Origin of the sequence: Pelagivirga sediminicola (genome assembly GCF_003072125.1) — a bacterium.
Classification (GTDB): domain Bacteria; phylum Pseudomonadota; class Alphaproteobacteria; order Rhodobacterales; family Rhodobacteraceae; genus Roseovarius; species Roseovarius sediminicola.
On record NZ_QCYH01000004.1, the window covers coordinates 241329 to 257660 of the forward strand.

The window sequence follows — 16332 nt, forward strand, 5'->3', positions numbered from 1 at the left end:
TTTCGGGAAAATTCAACGCTCCCCCGGGATATTTGGAGCAAGAAGAAGCATGAGCAGCGATCCCTATGGCGATCGGGGCAACAAGGACGCCTCAATCGCCAATCCGCGCGGCGGCAGCACGTCGCATCCGGTCAAGAAGGGCGGCCATGCTTCGGCGGCGCCGGGCGGGCCGTTCCTGATCGGCGAGGGCATGACGGGCGGCTATGGCAGCGGCCCCGACATTCTGCACGATTGCACCATTGCCGTTGAAAAGGGCGAGATCGCGGTGATCGTCGGCCCGAACGGCGCGGGCAAGTCGACGGCGATGAAGGCGGTCTTCGGCATGCTGGATCTGCGCGCCGGGCATGTGCGGCTGGATGGCGAGGATATCACCGCGCTGTCGCCGCAGGACCGGGTGCGCAAGGGTATGGGATTTGTGCCGCAGACGAACAACATCTTCGCCTCCATGACCGTGGAGGAGAACCTGGAGATGGGTGCCTTCATCCGCACCGACGATTTCCGCGGCACGATGGAGCAGATCTATGATCTGTTTCCGATCCTGCGCGACAAGCGCTATCAGGCCGCGGGCGAGCTGTCGGGCGGGCAGCGCCAGCAGGTGGCGGTGGGCCGCGCGCTGATGACGCAGCCCAAGGTGCTGATGCTGGACGAGCCGACGGCAGGGGTCAGCCCCATCGTCATGGACGAGCTGTTCGACCGCATCATAGAGGTGGCGCGCACCGGCATCCCGATCCTGATGGTCGAGCAGAACGCGCGCCAGGCGCTGGAGATTGCCGACAAAGGATATGTTCTGGTGCAGGGGGCCAATGCTTATACCGGCACCGGCAAGGATCTTTTGGCGGACGACGAAGTGCGCAAGAGTTTTCTGGGAGGGTGAGGATGCGGGACGGTTTTCAATTCACCTTTGATTGCAGCGGGGTCCGCGACTGATGGATTTTCTCAACGCCTTTGTCTCGCTTTCCAACTACGTTTTGATCCCCGGCGTCGCCTATGGCAGCCAGCTGGCGCTGGGCGCGCTGGGGGTGACGCTGGTTTACGGCATCCTGCGGTTTTCGAACTTTGCCCATGGCGACACGATGGCCTTCGGCGCGATGGTCACGGTGCTGGTCACGTGGTGGCTGCAGTCACTGGGCGTCAGCCTGGGGCCGCTGCCCACCGCGCTGTTGGCGCTGCCTGTCGGGATCCTGGGCACGATCGTCTTGCTGCTGGTCACGGATCGCGCCGTTTACCAGTTCTACCGCGAGAAGAAGGCCAAGCCGGTGATCCTCGTCATCGTGTCGATGGGCGTGATGTTCATCATGAACGGCATCGTGCGCTTTGTCATCGGCCCCGATGACCAGCGGTTCCTTGACGGCGAGCGGTTTGTTGTCTCTGCCCGCACATTCAAGGAAATGACCGGGCTCGATGAGGGGCTGGCGATCAAGTCGACGCAGGTCATCACCGTCATCACTGCGGTTGTCGTGGTGGCGCTGCTGTTCTGGTTCCTCAACCGCACGCGCGCGGGCAAGTCCATGCGCGCCTATTCCGACAACGAGGATCTGGCGTTGCTGTCCGGGGTCAACCCCGAGCGGGTCGTGATGCTGACATGGATCATCGTCGCCGCCTTGGCGACCACCGCCGGGGTGCTCTACGGGCTGGATAAGTCGTTCAAGCCGTTCACCTATTTCCAGCTGCTCTTGCCGATCTTCGCCAGTGCCATCGTGGGCGGTCTGGGCAGTCCGCTGGGCGCCATCGCGGGCGGTTTCGTCATCGCCTTCTCGGAGGTGACGATCACCTATGCGTGGAAAAAGGTGCTGGGCTACATGATGCCCGAAAGTCTTGCGCCGGATGGGTTGGTGCAGCTTCTGAGCACCGATTACAAGTTCGCGGTCAGCTTCGTGATCCTGCTGATCGTGCTGCTGTTCAAGCCAACGGGATTGTTCAAGGGGCAGTCAGTATGAGCGACATGGTTAAAAATACCGGCCTTTTCGCAATCGTCGGCGTGCTGATCCTGCTGACCGGTTTCCTGCAAAGTTGGAACGCCGCGATGCTGATCCTCAACATGGGGCTGATTTCGGCGATCATGGCGCTGGGGGTGAACCTGCAATGGGGCTTTGCCGGGCTGTTCAACATCGGTGTCATGGGCTTCGTGGCGCTGGGCGGGCTGGCGACCGTGCTGATCTCGATGCCGCCGACGACCGAGGCTTGGGCCGCGGGCGGCCTGCGCGTCTTGCTGGCGCTGGTGCTGGGCGCGGCGACGATCGTGGCGGCGGTGCTGCTTTACCGGGCGATGAATGCAGGCTGGCTGCGCACGCTGGCGATGATCGTGCTGCTGGTGGCGGGGTTTTTCATCTACCGCGCCGTGCTGGATCCCGGCGTGGGCGCGATCGAGGCGATTGATCCGGCGGCGACGGGGTATCTGGGCGGTCTAGGCCTTCCGGTGCTGCTGGCCTGGCCCGTTGGCGGGCTGTTCGCTGCGGGCGCCGCGTGGCTGATCGGCAAGACGGCGCTGGGCCTGCGGTCGGACTATCTGGCGATTGCGACGCTGGGCATTGCCGAGATCATCATCGCCGTGATGAAGAACGAGGACTGGCTGTCGCGCGGCGTCAAGAACGTGATCGGCGTGCCGCGCCCCGTGCCGTTCGAGATCGATCTGCAGAACGATCCTGCCTTTGTGGACCGCGTTGCAGGACTGGGGTTCGATCCTGTCGAGGCGTCGACCATCTATGTCAAACTGCTCTATGCCGGTCTGTTTCTGGTCGTTCTGTTGGTTCTTCTGTGGCTCGCGCAAAAGGCGCTGGACAGCCCCTGGGGCCGGATGCTGCGCGCGATCCGCGACAACGAGGTTGCGGCCGAGGCGATGGGCAAGGATGTGAAGAAACGCCATTTGCAGGTCTTTATCCTTGGCAGCGCCATATGCGGTATCGCGGGCGCGATGATGACCACGTTGGACGGGCAGCTTACGCCCAGCAGCTATCAACCGCTGCGCTTTACCTTCCTCATCTGGGTGATGGTGATCGTCGGCGGATCGGGCAACAATTTCGGCGCCGTGCTGGGCGGTTTCCTGATCTGGTTCCTGTGGGTTCAGGTGGAGCCGATGGGCAGGCTCCTGATGGATCTGATCACGTCGGGCATGGCGGACGGCTATTGGCTGAAGACGCATCTTCTGGAATCGGCTGCACATATGCGCCTGCTGACGATGGGTGTCGTTCTGCTGCTGGTGCTGCGGTTCAGCCCGCGCGGATTGATCCCCGAGAAGTAGCGCAATGCCCGACACACGAAAACGCCCCTCGCGATGCGGGGGGCGTTTTTCGGTGAATGGGGTAAGGTGAGAGGCTGGACAACGACCCAAGCGGGGCTCGTTACGGCTGCTTCCTTCCGGATCTGACCGGGTTGGCGAGGCGCCTGCCCGCGCCAACCTCTCGATGAATGATTTAACGAGGATGACGCCGGTTTGCAAGAGGGGGCGCAGCGGGGCCTGAAGCGTTTCGCCGTTTCGCCTTTAACCTGAGCCGTCAGCCAGTGGCGAAACGCGCGCCACGCTTATATGTCGTCGGCGTTTCGCGAGGTTCTCCGCGAAAAGCTCTAATCGCCCTCGAACGCGCAGAGGGTCTGGACGGTCAGGCCCATCTGCACCAGTCGCGCGTGGCCCCCCAGATCCGGCAGGTCCACGACGAAGGCGCAGGCGGCGATGCGCGCGCCCAGCCGCTCGGCCAGCATCGCGCCGGCGGCGGCGGTGCCGCCGGTAGCCAGCAGATCGTCGACGATCAGCACCGTCTCGCCCGGCTCGATCGCGTCCTCATGCAGCTCGAACGTGGCTTCGCCATATTCGAGGCTGTAGCTTTGCGAGATGACAGCGCCGGGCAGTTTGCCAGCCTTGCGCACCGGCACGAACCCCGCGCCCAAGCGGTGCGCCACCGCCCCGGCCAGGATGAAGCCTCGCGCCTCCAGCCCGATGACCTTGTCGATGCCGACGTCTGAATAGGGATCGGCCAACTGCTCGATCGTCATGGCAAGTCCCGCAGGATCGGACAGAAGGGTCGTCACGTCGCGAAACCGGATGCCCGGTTTGGGAAAGTCGGGGATGGTGCGGATATAATCGCGGATGGCTTTTTGCGGCATGAAAGCGCCCTTTGGCTGAGCTTATGCGCCCTTTCTGGCGGCTTGGACGGTGGCGCGCAACCCGGGTCAGACGTGGGCGCGCCGCATCAGTGCGGTCATCATGCTCATGGCGATCAGCGCCGCGCCGCCGCTGCGCGTCAGCCCGGCACGAAGACTATGAAGAAGACGGTCGGCCCGGGGATCAGCAGAAGCGCAGAGGAGGCGGCGACGAAGGTCAGACAGAGTTCAAGGGGCATGCGCGATTTCCTGTCATGGTCTCGCGGTCAGTGCGCCGGACCATTCAGAACCCGGCCCGCCACGGCGTCAAGCCGCGCCAGCATCGCGGCATCGCGGTGCTCGGGCGCGGTCAGGATCGCGTGGTCCAGCGCGCGGTCGCAGCCATGCGGGCACGGCGTGCGCGCGCCCCGCAGCAGGGCGGGCAGGGCGCGCACCATTACCTTGCCGCGTGCGGCATTGCCCATCAGCGTGGCGATGATGGCGGTCACGTCAACCTCGCCGTGATCGGGATGCCAGCTGTCGTAATCGGTGATCATTGCGATCGAGGCATAGCAAAGCTCGGCCTCGCGGGCGAGTTTCGCCTCCGGCATGCCGGTCATGCCGATCACGTCGCAGCCCCATGCCTCGCGGTAAAGGCGGCTTTCGGCCAAGGTGGAAAATTGCGGGCCTTCCATTGCCAGATACGTGCCGCCGCGATGCACGCGGCTGCCCGATGCCTCGGCCGCGGTGGCGCAGGCAGCGCCAAGGCGCGGGCAGGTGGGATTGGCGACCGAGACGTGGGCCACGCAGCCGGGACCGAAGAATGACTTTTCACGCGCGACGGTGCGATCGATATACTGATCGACGATCACGAAATCGCCCGGCGCCATCTCCTCGCGGAAGGAGCCGCAGGCGCCGATGCTGATCACGTCGCTCACGCCCAGCCGCTTGAGCGCGTCGATATTGGCGCGGTAGGGCACCGAGGACGGGCTGTGCACATGGCCGCGCCCGTGGCGGGGCAGAAACGCCATCGGCATACCGTCCAGCATTCCGGTCAGGATCCGGTCCGACGGGGCGCCAAAGGGGCCGGGCACATCACGCCATTCGGCGCCCTCCAGCCCCTCGATGTCGTAGATGCCCGAGCCCCCGATCACCCCGATCATGGTATCTGTCATATGATGCCCTTCCTGCCTGTTCGGTTTGGGTCTAGGCGCAGATCGCAGGGATGAAAAGCGCGGGGGGCCGCAGCGGCCCGGAAAACGTGCAAATTTCGGAAGCGGCGCTCGTGATTTAAGGGTTTGGCAAGGGGATTCGTGGCATTTGGGGTGTGGTCAAGGGGGCTGGGGGCGGGTAAACGGGCCACTTACCTGACCCCCGATGATGACAGGACCTGTGCTTTGAAAACCTCGCTGGCCGCCTTTGCCAAGACCATCACGATGCCCGACCTGCGCGTCATGCAGGACGAAGCGTTCAGTATCGGCCGCCTGCGGATCGAGCTTCTGGCAGGGCTGACCGTTGCGCTGGCGCTGGTGCCGGAGGCTGTGGCCTTTGCCTTTGTCGCGGGGGTGCATCCGCTTGTCGGGCTTTACGCGGCGTTTCTCGTGGGGTTGGTTACGGCCGTCATCGGCGGGCGGCCCGGCATGATTTCGGGCGCGACAGGCGCGCTGGCGGTGGTGATGGTGTCGCTGGTGGCGCAGCACGGGGTCGAGTATCTTTTCGCGACCGTCGTGCTGATGGGGCTCATGCAGGTGACGGCGGGCGTGCTGAAATGGGGCAAGTTCATCCGCCTTGTGCCGCATCCTGTCATGCTGGGCTTTGTCAACGGGCTTGCGATCGTCATCTTTCTTGCGCAACTGGGCCAGTTCAAGGTGCCCGGCACGATGGTGGATACCGGTCACGGCATCGGCGGCGGCGTCTGGCTGAGCGGCACGCCGCTGTTTGTCATGCTGGCGCTTGTGGCGCTGACCATGGGAATCATCTGGATCACGCCGCGCATCACGCGCATCATCCCCGCACCGCTCGCGGGGATCGGCGTTGTCGCGGCGCTGGTGATTGCGTTCGGGCTGGACGTGCCGCGCGTCGGCGATCTGGCCTCGATCAAGGGCGGGTTGCCCAGCTTTCACATTCCGATGGTCCCCTTTACCCTTGAGACGTTCGAAATCATCCTGCCCTATGCGATCATCCTGGCCGCCATCGGCCTGATTGAAAGCCTTCTGACATTGAACCTCGTGGGCGAAATGGTTGGCCGCCGCGGCGGCGCCAGTCAGGAGTGCATCGCCCAGGGTCTGGCCAACACGCTGACCGGGTTTTTCGGCGGCATGGGCGGCTGCGCGATGATCGGGCAGTCGATGATCAACGTGAAATCGGGCGGGCGTACGCGGATCGCGGGCATCGCGGCGGCGCTGTTCTTGCTCATCTTCATCCTCTTCGCCGCCCCCGCGATCGAGCAGATCCCGCTCGCCGCGCTGGTCGGGGTCATGTTCATGGTGGTGATCGGCACGTTTGCGTGGAATTCGCTGACGATCCTGCGCAAGGTGCCGCTGACGGATGCGATGGTGATCGTTCTGGTGACGGCGGTCACGGTGAAATACGATCTGGCCATCGCGGTGGTCGTCGGCGTGATCGTCTCGGCGCTGGCCTATTCGTGGAACAACGCCAAACGCATTCACGCCACGACCAAGACCGACGCCAGCGGCGCACGGGTCTACAGCATCGAAGGCCCGCTCTTTTTCGGCTCGGCCGAGGGCTTTGCCGAGCTTTTCGATATCGACGGCGATCCGGACACGGTGGTCGTCGATTTCGACCAGAGCCGCGTTGTGGACCAATCCGCCCTTCAGGCGATCGAGGCACTTGCGGGCAAGTATCAGGCGGCGGGCAAGACGCTGCAACTGCGCCACCTGAGCCGCGATTGCCACCGCCTGCTGACCAAGGCGGGGCATCTGATGATCGATAGCGACGATGATCCCGAATACATGGTCGCGGTGGATTACGACGTGCGCACCGGCGTTCTGGGCGCCGGACACTGAAGCGTTTCCGGTTTTATCAGGCTCAGATGTAACCTGAAACGCTTTCACGCAGGCTGCGCGTTTCAATTGTGCGGCCCGGCGCCGCATGCTACGCGCAGCGCCGACAATCCTTGCTAAAGGCCAAGCAGTGCTGGAGCTCATGCCCGAAACGGACAGCGACTGGTGGGAGGTCGAAGCGCTGCTGGATCTGTGCTTTGCCCCCGGTCGCGAGGCGCTGTCCTCCTACCGCCTGCGCGACGGCGTGCCGCCCGTGCAGGGGCTCAGCACGGTTGCGCGCGATCAGGGCGGTATTCTGGCGGGCGCCATCAGGTACTGGCCGGTTCGTGTGGGCGATGCCGCAGCGCTGCTGTTGGGGCCGATCGCGGTCCATCCGACACATCAGGGCGAGGGCTTGGGCGGCTATCTGATGCGCAGCTCGCTGGCGCGGGCGCGCGATTCGGGGTGGCAACGTGTCATGCTGGTCGGGGACGCGCCTTATTACGGGCGTTTCGGATTTGCGCGGCTGGACGCTGTCGAAATGCCGCCGCCGACCAACCCCGACCGGGTGCTGGGTCTGGATCTGATACCGGAGGCATGGGCCGGGATTGCAGGAAAAGTGACACGCGCCGCTTGAAACCGGGGAATAATGCGCTGATCTATATCGGATGATGGATCTTCTGGACCCCCCGATCGACAAGGCCGCCGTCGCGCTGAGGCTGGATGCGTTGGCGCGGCGCCATGCGCGCGCGGGCAATATAGGCATTCAGGTGCTGAACGTCATCGGAGGGCGCGCCGAGGCGCTGCTGGAGCGGTTGCCGGACGGCGTGCGCGGACGTCTTGAGGGCCGCACCGAGCAGGCATTGCAGATGGCGATGGGCGCCGCGCACCGGTCGCGCGGGATGGTCGGCGGGCAACCGGGATGGTTGAACCGCGCGGTGACCACGGCGATGGGTGCGGCCGGCGGCTTTGGCGGGTTGCCCTCGGCACTGGCGGAGTTGCCGATCACGACGACGATCCTCTTGCGCGCCATTCAGGACGTCGCCAGCGAACATGGCTTTGATCCCAGCGAGGAAGGCGTGCGGTTCGACTGTGTGCAGGTCTTCGCGGCCGCCGGTCCGCTGGACCATGACGACGGCGCGGATCTGGCGTTTCTGGGCGCGCGCGTCGCGGTCAGCGGCAAGACGGTGCAGGCGCTGATCTCAAAGGTCGCGCCGCGTCTGAGCGTGGTTCTGGGGCAGAAACTGGCCGCGCAGACGGTGCCGGTGCTGGGCGCGGCGGCCGGGGCGGTCACCAATTATGCCTTCACCGATTACTACCAGCAGATGGCGCATGTGCATTTCGGTCTTCGCCGCCTCGCCATCGAGGCGGATATGAGCCATGCCGAGTTGCTGGAGGCATTTCGCGCCCGCGTCGCGATGCCGACGCAAAAAAGCTAAAGCTTCTCGCGCAGATAATCCATGACGCAGGGGCGCACCGATTGGTCCCCCCGGCGGCCCGCCTCGTCGATGACGCTGCGCAGCTCGTCCAGATCGGTGCGGCGCAGGATGGACTTCACCGGACCGATCGACGCGGGCCGCATCGACAGGCTGCGGATCCCGATGGCGGCAAGGCAGGCGGCCTCGACAGGTCTGCCGGCGTCCTCGCCGCAGAAACTCAGCGGGGTATCCGTGGCCATGCAGCGCTCGACGATGCCTTGCAGAAAGGTCAGGAAACTGATGTTGAGCGTGTCATAGCGGCGCCTCACGCGCTCGTTCTCGCGGTCGGCGGCAAAGAAGAACTGTTTCAGATCGTTGCCGCCGATCGACAGGAAATCGACATCGCGATAGAACTGGTCGGCCGCATAGGCCAGGCTCGGCGTCTCCAGCATCGCGCCCAGCCGCATGGTGGCGGGCAGGGGGTGGCCCAGAATACGCTCGCGCTCCAGCGCTTTGTTCAGCTCGGCGCGGCCCGCGTTGAATTCCTCGCGCTGGGCGACGAAGGGGAACATGACCGACAAAGGGCGTCCTTTGGCGCCGCGGATAAGCGCCTGAAGCTGCATGCGCATGACGCCCGGCTTGTCCAGCCCCACGCGGATCGCGCGCCAGCCCATCGCCGGGTTAGGCTCGTCCGTCGGCTTCATGTAGGGCAGCACCTTGTCCGAGCCGATGTCGAGCGTGCGGAACACCACGTCGCGCCCCTTGGCGGCATCCATGACGCGACTGTAAAGCTCGCTCAGCTCGGCGCGTTTGGGCATTTTCGAGCGGACCAGAAACTGCAGCTCGGTCCGGAAAAGGCCCACCCCATCGGCGCCGGACCCTTCGAGACTGGGCAGATCGGCCATCAGGCCCGCGTTCATCGTCAGCGACAGGGTGCGTCCGCAAAGCGTGGTCGCGGGTTTGTCGCGGATCGAGGCATAGCGTTCCTGCGCCTTGGCCTGCATCGCCATCTTGTCGCGAAAGGCGGCGATCACCGTCTCGCCGGGGCGCAGGTGAGCGACCCCCTGATCACCGTCCACGAGGATGGGATCGCCATTCATCGCCTCGGTCGTGATGTTTTTGGCGTGGATCACAAGCGGAATCGCCAGCGCGCGGGCGACGATGGTGGCGTGGCTGCCGACGGCGCCTTCTTCCAGCACGATACCCTTCAGGCTGCGGCCATAATCCAGCAGTTCGGCCGGGCCGATATTGCGCGCGATCAGGATCGGATCGGAGGGCATTTCTGCAGCCGTTCCAGTGCCTTGTCCGGTCAGGATGCGCAGCATGCGGTTGCTGAGATCGTCCAGATCATGCAGCCGGTCGCGAAGGTAGGCATCGGCCACCTGTCCCAGACGGGCGCGGGCGGTGGATTGTTCCTTTTCGACCGCAGCCTCGGCAGACAGGCCCCGATTGATGTCCTCTTCCATGCGGCGCATCCAGCCTTTGGAATTGGCGAACATGCGGTAGGCTTCCAGCACTTCCAGCTGTTCCTTGTCGCCGAAACGGGCGCTGGTCAGCATGCGGTCCACGCCGACGCGCAATTCGTCCACCGCCTCGTTCAGGCGTTCCAGCTCGCGCACCGGGTCTTCGCCGATGAGGTTGGTGACGATGACGCGCGGCTCGTGCAGCCAGACATGGCCGCGCGCCGCGCCCTCCTGCGCCGTGGTGCCGCGAAACTGAACGGGGTGCTGGTGGCGCGCCTTCATCGCGGCGCCATCGCCGATAAAGGCGCCCAGTTCGGTCATCTCGGCCAGGACCATGGCGACGACTTCGACCGCGTAGACCTCTTCCTCGGAGAAGCTGCGCGCGTCTTTTGACTGCACCACCAGCACGCCCAGCTTTTCGCCAAGACGCTGGATCGGCACGCCCATAAAGGACGAATAACCCTCTTCGCCGGTCTCCGGCATGAAGCGGAAGCCGGGCGTGTTGGGCGCGTCATCGGTGTTGATGACCTGCCCCGTGCGGGCAACGCGCCCGACCAGCCCCTCGCCCAGACGCATCCGGGTCTGGTGCACGGCCTCGGGGTTCAGGCCCTCTGTCGCGCACAGCTCCAGCATGTCCTCGTCGCGGAACAGGTAGATCGAGCAGACCTCGATGCGCATTTCCTCGGCGATCAGATGCGTGATCTGGTCCAGACGCGCCTGGCCTGCGGCGTCCTGAGCCATCACGCCGCGCAGGCGGCCCAGCATCTGGCGGCTGTCGGTCTGGAAGTCCTGGCTCATCAGCGGGTGCTTTCGCGCCTTTCGGTTAATCGCGGCCGGGCGCCGCGGGGCAGGTCACCCGCATCTTACCCGGCCTTGTCCAAATCGAAGGCATCATGCAGCGCCTGAACGGCGAGTTCCATGTATTTCCGGTCGATCAGCACGGAAATCTTTATCTCGGAGGTTGCAATCACCTTGATGTTGATCCCCTCATCGCTGAGCGTGCGGAACATCTGGGCGGCAACGCCGGACTGGCTGCGCATGCCGATGCCGACCGCCGAAATCTTGGCCACGTCGGTGTCCGCGACCAGATTGGAATAATCGATCTGCCCCGCCTCGATCGCTTTTTTCAGGGCGTTTTCGGCGCGCGAGACCTGCTCGGTCGGGCAGGAGAAGGTCATGTCGGTGCGCCCCTCCTCCGAGATGTTCTGAATGATCATGTCCACATTCACGCCCGCCTCGGACAGCGGGCCGAAGATGGCGGCGGCAATGCCGGGACGGTCCGCGACCGAAAGAAGCGTCATCTTGGCCTCGTCGCGCGAATAAGCGATGCCGGTCACAACTTTGGATTCCATGATTTCCTCCTCGGCGCAGACAAGGGTGCCGGCGTCATCTGATTGTTCCTCGAAACTGCTGAGCACGCGCAGCTTGACGTTAAACCGCATCGCCAGCTCGACCGAGCGGGTCTGCAGCACCTTGGCACCAAGGCTGGCCAGTTCCAGCATCTCCTCATAGGCGATGCGGTCCAGCTTGCGCGCTTTGGGCGAAATGCGCGGATCGGTGGTGTAGACGCCGTCGACATCGGTGTAGATATCGCAGCGTTCCGCCCCCATCGCGGCGGCGAAGGCGACGGCGGTGGTATCGCTGCCGCCGCGGCCCAGCGTGGTGATGCGGCCCTCGGGGCTGATGCCCTGAAAGCCGGCGACGACGGCGACGCGCATGCCTTCTGCAAATTTCGCCATGATGTTGGCGGGCGGAATATCGACGATCCGCGCGGCGGAATGGGCGCTGGTGGTCTTGACCGGCACCTGCCAGCCTTGCCAGCTGCGCGCGGGTATGTCCATTTCCTGCAAGGTGAGCGCCATGAGTCCGGCCGTCACGTTCTCGCCCGAAGAGACCACGGCATCATATTCGCGCGCGTCATAAAGCGGCGACGTCTCGCCGACCCAGCCCACCAGTTCGTTGGTCTTGCCGGACATCGCCGACACGATGACGATCACGTCATAGCCTTTGGCAACCTCGACGCCCACGCGCTTGGCCGCGCGGCGGATACGGTCAGGATTGGCGACGGATGTGCCGCCGAATTTCATCACGAGAACGGGCATCTTTGCGTTCCTTGTGGCAAGTTCGGGGGCGGTTTACGCGGCGCGCGCGCCAAGGGCAATAGCGGGCGTCGGGGCGCCGGGCGTCCGCCAGGGGCGAAACGCTTTAGCCGCGGGCCTCGCGCACCATTTCGCCAAGGGCGGTCATTGCGTCCTCGGCGCGCTCGGCGGGAATGAACAGGTGATCGTGATAGAAACCCGCCACCGGGTTGACCCCCATGCCCAGCCCCGCAAGCCGCGTCGTCACCTTCGCCAGAAATCCCACGGCGTCCAGCGCGGAATGCACGTTCAGCGTGATCATCCGGCAGGGAAATTCATATGGAAGGCCAGCAGCCTGGGCCGCGTCGCGCGTGATGATGATCGTGGTGCCTTCGCCCTCCTGCATGGTCATGCGCGGGTCCAGACCCGGCGGCACGCTATGTCCCGGCAAGGTGACGAAAACATATGTCAGCGGATCCAGTACCGGCGACATTCCCGACAGAAGATGTTTGAGATCGTGCTCTCCGGCCATCCGGCCCTCCCGGCATTGGTTTGCGGCTATCTTCCGTAAAACCATGGCCGGGCGGCCCTTGTCCAGCAGGATCGGGGCCTCAGTTGACCTTGCGCGTCGGGCGGAACGGCAACGGCAGGATCGCGGCCCCGTCATCCATCAGCTTGCGCGCCTCGTCGGCGCGTGCTTCGCCCCAGATCGGGCGTTCGGGCGCGGCGCCCTCGTGGATGTCGCGCGCCTGGCGGATGAAATCCGTGCCGACATATTCCGAGTTCGCCTCGACCTTCCTGCGAAGCTGCGCGATGGCCTTTTGCGCGGGCGTCTCGGGCGCGGCAAGCTGCTGCCGCTTGGGCGGCGCATCGCCGCGGGCGGATTGCACGCTGGGCGCCATGATGCTTTTGGTGACGTCAGGGCTGCCGCATTCCGCACAGACGATCAAGCCCGCCCGCGCCAGCTTGTCAAAGGAGGCCGCCGATTGAAACCAACTATCGAAACGGTGGTCTTCGGCACATTTCAACGAGAACTTTATCATCTTTTCCAGCCCGGCTTCACCCATGATAAATATAGCCTCCCGCGCGGATATCAAGCGTGGCGGCCCCGCTCAGCCGCCGGCGCGCGCGGGGTCGAACTTGCGGATCATATGCGCAAGTTCGGGCTCGTCCACCAGCGCGGCGGCCTTTTTCGGGCGCAGCCATTTGCGTTTGCGCTGCCCGGCCTCGGGAAAGTCGGCGGCCACTTCGCGCACTTTCAGCGCATAGACCATGGCCACGCAAGGCAGATCAGCGCCGCCCGGAACGCTCTTGTGATAGTAATAGAGGCCCAGGCACCGCGGATGGATGCGCCCGCGCACGCCGGCCTCTTCCCAGGCCTCGATCTCGGCGCTTTGCATGGGGGTCTTGCCGTCCATCGGCCAGCCCTTGGGCACGATCCAGCGGCCCGATCCGCGGCTGGTGATCAGCAACACCTCCGGCTTGCCGCGCCGCATCCGATAGCAGAGCGCGGCGAATTGCGTGCGCAGATCGCTTTTGCCTGCGTCGCTCAGATCAATCGGAATATGCGCCGTCGGTGCGGTGTTTTCGCTGTCCATCTGGCCCTTTGCGCCTGCTGCGTGCTTTCCCAATTTGGCTATTGCCTTCGGCAATTATATGGCGAGGATGGCCAGAATAACAACAGCTTGCGGAAATCGTTGAAGAATTGGCCGCGGCTGAATGGCGCAAGGAGACAGGGAAATGCGGATCAAACGCGCAAGCGATCGTTTTTTTGCACGGCTGCGGCAGGGCGGAGCCGCGGGCCTTGCGGCGCTGCTCTTGCTGGCGCCGGGTGCGCATGCGCAGCAGGCTATTACGGTCTTTGCCGCGGCGTCATTGAAGAACGCGATGGATGATATCACCGCGGTCTATCCGGCGGAGGTGGCCGTGTCGCTGGGCGGCAGCGGCACGCTGGCGCGGCAGATCGGCGAAGGCGCGCCGGGGGACGTGGCGTTTCTGGCCAATACCGACTGGATGGATTGGCTGGAAGAGAATGGCACCGTTGACCCGGCGCAGCGCGTCGCGCTGGTGGGCAATGCGCTGGTCGTGATCGCGCCGGCGGATACGCCGGACCTGGACGGCGCGGATGCAGGCACGCTGCTGGCGCGGCTGGCTGGCGGGCGCATGGCCATCGGCCAGACGCAGAGCGTGCCGGCCGGCATGTATGGTCGCGCCTGGCTGGAGGCGGCGGGCATGTGGGACGCGCTGATGCCGCATCTGGCCGAGACGGACAACGTGCGCATGGCGCTGGCGCTGGTCGCGCGCGGCGAGGCGCCGCTGGGCGTGGTCTATGCCACCGATGCCGCGGCCGAGCCGGGGGTGCGCGTGGTCTACCGCGTTCCCGAGGGCATGCACGATCCCATCATCTACCCGGTGGCCGCGCTGAGCGAGGCGGGCGCGCCCTTCATGGCGTTCCTGCAAGGCGCCGAGGCGCGCGAGGTGTTCGCGGCGCACGGTTTCGTGCCCCTCACGGACGCCCCGTGACACTGGACGCCGCCGCATATGACGCGCTGGCGCTGTCGTTGAAAGTGTCGCTGGTGGCGACGCTTTTCAGCCTGCCGGTCGCGATTGCGGTGGCGTGGCTGCTGGCGCGGCGGCGGTTTCCGGGGCACGCGCTGGTCAGCGCGCTGGTGCATCTGCCGCTGGTCCTGCCGCCGGTGGTGACGGGTTATCTGCTGCTGCTGACCTTTGGCCGCAACGGCGCGGTGGGCGGCCTGCTGGAGTCCCTCGGGATCGTCTTCGCCTTTCGCTGGACCGGCGCGGCGCTGGCGGCGGGGGTCATGGGATTTCCGCTGATGGTGCGCGCCATCCGCCTGTCGATCGAGGCGGTCGATCCCCGGCTGGAGGAGGCCGCGGCGACGCTGGGCGCGGGCCGCTGGGCGGGGTTCGCGCGCGTCACGCTGCCGCTGATCGGGCCGGGAATACTGGCGGGGGCGGTCATGGGCTTTGCCAAGGCGATGGGCGAATTCGGCGCGACGATCACTTTTGTCGCCAACATTCCGGGCCAGACGCAGACGCTGCCCTCCGCGATCTACGCGTTCCTTCAGGTGCCGGGCGGCGAGGGCGCGGCGCTGCGGCTGGTGCTGCTGGCGTCGGGCGTCGCCATCGGGGCGGTGCTGCTGTCCGAATGGCTGGCGCGGCGCATGGCGGCGAGGATCGGGGCATGAGCCTGAGCGTCGATATCGCGCATCGCTTCGACGGATTCGCGCTGGAGGCGGCGTTTGAGGCGGGCAGCGGCGTAACCGCGATCTTCGGTCCCTCGGGGTCGGGCAAATCGACCATCGGCAACGCCGTTGCGGGGCTCTTGCGGCCGGATCGGGGGCGGATCGAGCTTGGGGGCGATGTGCTGTTTGATCGCGCCCAAGGGATTTGCATCGCCGCTGCGCGGCGGCGGATCGGCGTGGTGTTTCAGGAGGGACGGCTTTTTCCGCATCTCGACGTGGCGCGCAATATCGCCTTTGGCGCGCGCTATGCGCCCGCCGGTGCGCCGGGGCTGGACGAGGGCGCGATCATGGCGATGCTGGGGATCGAGCCGTTGATGGCCCGCCGCCCGCGCAGCCTGTCGGGGGGCGAGAAGCAGCGCGTCGCCATCGCGCGCGCGCTGCTCATGCGGCCCCGCCTTTTGCTGATGGACGAGCCGCTGGCGGCGCTGGACGGCCCGCGCAAGGACGAGATCCTGCCCTATCTGGAGCGCTTGCGCGACAGCGGCACGGTGCCGATTGTCTACATCACCCACAGCGTCGCCGAAATCGCGCGGCTGGCTGACCGCATCGTCGTGCTGCGCGAGGGCCGCGTGTTGCGGCAGGGCGATATCACCGACGTGCTGAGCGATCCGGCGATGGTGCCGCTGATCGGCGTGCGCGAGGCCGGATCGGTCCTGATCGCGAAAGTGACCGAGCGGAGCCCCGGCGGGCTGAGCCGACTGGAGATCGGCGGCGGCACGTTGCGGCTGCCGGGGATCGAGGCGGAGGTCGGCCAGACCTTGCGTGTGCGGGTTCTGGCGCAGGATGTGCTGGTGTCGCTGGCCCGGCCAGAGGGGCTGTCGTCCCGCAACATCCTGCCCGCTGTCGTCGAGGAGATCCGTCGCGGCGACGGGCCGGGCGTGGCCCTGTCGCTGCGGATCGGTGAGGCGCGGCTGCTGGCACGCATCACCGCCGACGCCTTGGAGGATCTGGCGCTGCGACCGGGCATGGATTGCTATGCCGTGCTGAAGGCGACGGCGGTCGCACGGGCGGATATCGGGAGTTGAGAGCGCCTG

Annotated in this window: 16 protein-coding genes, 1 other RNA gene and 1 pseudogene; 9 read left to right on the forward strand and 9 right to left on the reverse strand. The window is 65.4% G+C overall.

The genetic code is table 11. From position 1 onward, the window contains the following. Window positions 1-49: 49 nt before the first annotated feature. The 3 genes from DC366_RS09405 to DC366_RS09415 are packed head-to-tail and all read left to right on the forward strand — an operon-like array spanning window position 50 to window position 3238. A complete protein-coding gene (locus DC366_RS09405) occupies window positions 50-874 on the forward strand; it encodes an ABC transporter ATP-binding protein (RefSeq protein WP_108691945.1) in 825 nt (274 codons plus the stop codon). A 52-nt stretch (window positions 875-926) separates the two neighbouring features. Further along, a complete protein-coding gene (locus DC366_RS09410) occupies window positions 927-1937 on the forward strand; it encodes a branched-chain amino acid ABC transporter permease (RefSeq protein ID WP_108691946.1) in 1011 nt (336 codons plus the stop codon). Continuing rightward, entirely contained in the window at window positions 1934-3238 is a 1305-nt protein-coding gene (locus tag DC366_RS09415) for a branched-chain amino acid ABC transporter permease (RefSeq protein ID WP_108691947.1), read from the forward strand. The genes DC366_RS09410 and DC366_RS09415 overlap by 4 nt, the downstream gene beginning before the upstream one ends. Before the next feature lie 65 nt (window positions 3239-3303). Here the strand turns inward: DC366_RS09415 and ffs are convergent. The 4 genes and pseudogenes from ffs to DC366_RS09435 form a co-directional block, all read right to left on the reverse strand. Beyond that, window positions 3304-3400: signal recognition particle sRNA small type (ffs, locus tag DC366_RS09420), an RNA gene on the reverse strand. Between the two features lie 161 nt (window positions 3401-3561). Next, entirely contained in the window at window positions 3562-4098 is a 537-nt protein-coding gene (locus tag DC366_RS09425) for an adenine phosphoribosyltransferase (RefSeq protein ID WP_108691948.1), read from the reverse strand. A gap of 152 nt (window positions 4099-4250) precedes the next feature. Next, window positions 4251-4334, reverse strand: a pseudogene (locus DC366_RS09430) (LysE family translocator); the annotation flags it as partial. 27 nt (window positions 4335-4361) lie between these two features. Next, the gene (locus DC366_RS09435) at window positions 4362-5249 is read right to left on the reverse strand and encodes an S-methyl-5'-thioadenosine phosphorylase (protein WP_108691949.1); all 888 of its coding nucleotides are present in this window, start codon (window positions 5247-5249) and stop codon (window positions 4362-4364) included. A 261-nt stretch (window positions 5250-5510) separates the two neighbouring features. On the opposite strand from DC366_RS09435, the gene DC366_RS09440 reads away from it, so the two are divergent. From DC366_RS09440 to DC366_RS09450, 3 genes are all read left to right on the forward strand, one after another. Continuing rightward, window positions 5511-7100 carry a SulP family inorganic anion transporter gene (locus DC366_RS09440; protein WP_108692026.1) on the forward strand — a complete coding sequence of 530 codons (1590 nt, stop codon included), beginning with the start codon at window positions 5511-5513 and terminating at the stop codon, window positions 7098-7100. Window positions 7101-7227: 127 nt separating this feature from the next. Beyond that, window positions 7228-7713, forward strand: coding sequence for a GNAT family N-acetyltransferase (locus DC366_RS09445; protein ID WP_243405089.1), 486 nt, complete (start codon window positions 7228-7230; stop codon window positions 7711-7713). Between the two features lie 34 nt (window positions 7714-7747). Next, window positions 7748-8515, forward strand: a complete 768-nt coding sequence (locus DC366_RS09450) for an EcsC family protein (protein WP_108692027.1) — start codon at window positions 7748-7750, stop codon at window positions 8513-8515. On the opposite strand, the gene ptsP is transcribed toward DC366_RS09450, so the two are convergent. The 5 genes from ptsP to DC366_RS09475 all read right to left on the reverse strand — a co-directional run bounded on the left by ptsP (window position 8512) and on the right by DC366_RS09475 (window position 13633). Continuing rightward, window positions 8512-10755 carry a phosphoenolpyruvate--protein phosphotransferase gene (ptsP, locus tag DC366_RS09455; protein WP_108691951.1) on the reverse strand — a complete coding sequence of 748 codons (2244 nt, stop codon included), beginning with the start codon at window positions 10753-10755 and terminating at the stop codon, window positions 8512-8514. The two genes, DC366_RS09450 and ptsP, sit on opposite strands and share 4 nt — an antisense overlap. Before the next feature lie 65 nt (window positions 10756-10820). Continuing rightward, window positions 10821-12059 (reverse strand): aspartate kinase, encoded by a 1239-nt coding sequence (locus tag DC366_RS09460; RefSeq protein WP_108691952.1) that lies wholly within the window; start codon window positions 12057-12059, stop codon window positions 10821-10823. Between the two features lie 103 nt (window positions 12060-12162). Then, a complete protein-coding gene (locus tag DC366_RS09465; protein WP_108691953.1) occupies window positions 12163-12567 on the reverse strand; it encodes an ACT domain-containing protein in 405 nt (134 codons plus the stop codon). Between the two features lie 79 nt (window positions 12568-12646). After that, a complete protein-coding gene (locus tag DC366_RS09470) occupies window positions 12647-13102 on the reverse strand; it encodes a DUF1178 family protein (RefSeq protein ID WP_341476691.1) in 456 nt (151 codons plus the stop codon). Window positions 13103-13147: 45 nt separating this feature from the next. Beyond that, window positions 13148-13633, reverse strand: a complete 486-nt coding sequence (locus DC366_RS09475; protein ID WP_108691954.1) for an NUDIX hydrolase — start codon at window positions 13631-13633, stop codon at window positions 13148-13150. 142 nt (window positions 13634-13775) lie between these two features. Here DC366_RS09475 and modA point away from each other — a divergent pair, with 142 nt between their 5' ends. The 3 genes from modA to modC are packed head-to-tail and all read left to right on the forward strand — an operon-like array spanning window position 13776 to window position 16323. Then, window positions 13776-14558 carry a molybdate ABC transporter substrate-binding protein gene (gene modA / locus DC366_RS09480; RefSeq protein WP_108691955.1) on the forward strand — a complete coding sequence of 261 codons (783 nt, stop codon included), beginning with the start codon at window positions 13776-13778 and terminating at the stop codon, window positions 14556-14558. Next, on the forward strand, window positions 14555-15241 hold the full coding sequence (gene modB / locus DC366_RS09485) for a molybdate ABC transporter permease subunit (protein WP_108691956.1): 687 nt from the start codon (window positions 14555-14557) through the stop codon (window positions 15239-15241). The genes modA and modB overlap by 4 nt, the downstream gene beginning before the upstream one ends. Next, entirely contained in the window at window positions 15238-16323 is a 1086-nt protein-coding gene (gene modC / locus DC366_RS09490) for a molybdenum ABC transporter ATP-binding protein (protein ID WP_108692029.1), read from the forward strand. Before modB ends, modC begins: the two co-directional genes overlap by 4 nt. The last annotated feature ends 9 nt before the right edge of the window (window positions 16324-16332 follow it).

What these genes read in the sequence shown, in the direction of transcription:
- modC (WP_108692029.1), top strand. Translation starts at nt 15,238, where the DNA reads ATGAGCCTGAGCGTCGATATCGCGCATCGCTTCGACGGATTCGCGCTG.
- DC366_RS09435 (WP_108691949.1), bottom strand. Translation starts at nt 5,249, where the DNA reads ATGACAGATACCATGATCGGGGTGATCGGGGGCTCGGGCATCTACGAC.
- DC366_RS09415 (WP_108691947.1), top strand. Translation starts at nt 1,934, where the DNA reads ATGAGCGACATGGTTAAAAATACCGGCCTTTTCGCAATCGTCGGCGTG.
- DC366_RS09450 (WP_108692027.1), top strand. Translation starts at nt 7,748, where the DNA reads ATGGATCTTCTGGACCCCCCGATCGACAAGGCCGCCGTCGCGCTGAGG.
- DC366_RS09405 (WP_108691945.1), top strand. Translation starts at nt 50, where the DNA reads ATGAGCAGCGATCCCTATGGCGATCGGGGCAACAAGGACGCCTCAATC.
- DC366_RS09475 (WP_108691954.1), bottom strand. Translation starts at nt 13,633, where the DNA reads ATGGACAGCGAAAACACCGCACCGACGGCGCATATTCCGATTGATCTG.
- DC366_RS09440 (WP_108692026.1), top strand. Translation starts at nt 5,511, where the DNA reads ATGCCCGACCTGCGCGTCATGCAGGACGAAGCGTTCAGTATCGGCCGC.
- DC366_RS09425 (WP_108691948.1), bottom strand. Translation starts at nt 4,098, where the DNA reads ATGCCGCAAAAAGCCATCCGCGATTATATCCGCACCATCCCCGACTTT.
- ptsP (WP_108691951.1), bottom strand. Translation starts at nt 10,755, where the DNA reads ATGAGCCAGGACTTCCAGACCGACAGCCGCCAGATGCTGGGCCGCCTG.
- DC366_RS09410 (WP_108691946.1), top strand. Translation starts at nt 927, where the DNA reads ATGGATTTTCTCAACGCCTTTGTCTCGCTTTCCAACTACGTTTTGATC.
- DC366_RS09460 (WP_108691952.1), bottom strand. Translation starts at nt 12,059, where the DNA reads ATGCCCGTTCTCGTGATGAAATTCGGCGGCACATCCGTCGCCAATCCT.
- DC366_RS09465 (WP_108691953.1), bottom strand. Translation starts at nt 12,567, where the DNA reads ATGGCCGGAGAGCACGATCTCAAACATCTTCTGTCGGGAATGTCGCCG.
- DC366_RS09470 (WP_341476691.1), bottom strand. Translation starts at nt 13,102, where the DNA reads ATGGGTGAAGCCGGGCTGGAAAAGATGATAAAGTTCTCGTTGAAATGT.
- modA (WP_108691955.1), top strand. Translation starts at nt 13,776, where the DNA reads ATGCGGATCAAACGCGCAAGCGATCGTTTTTTTGCACGGCTGCGGCAG.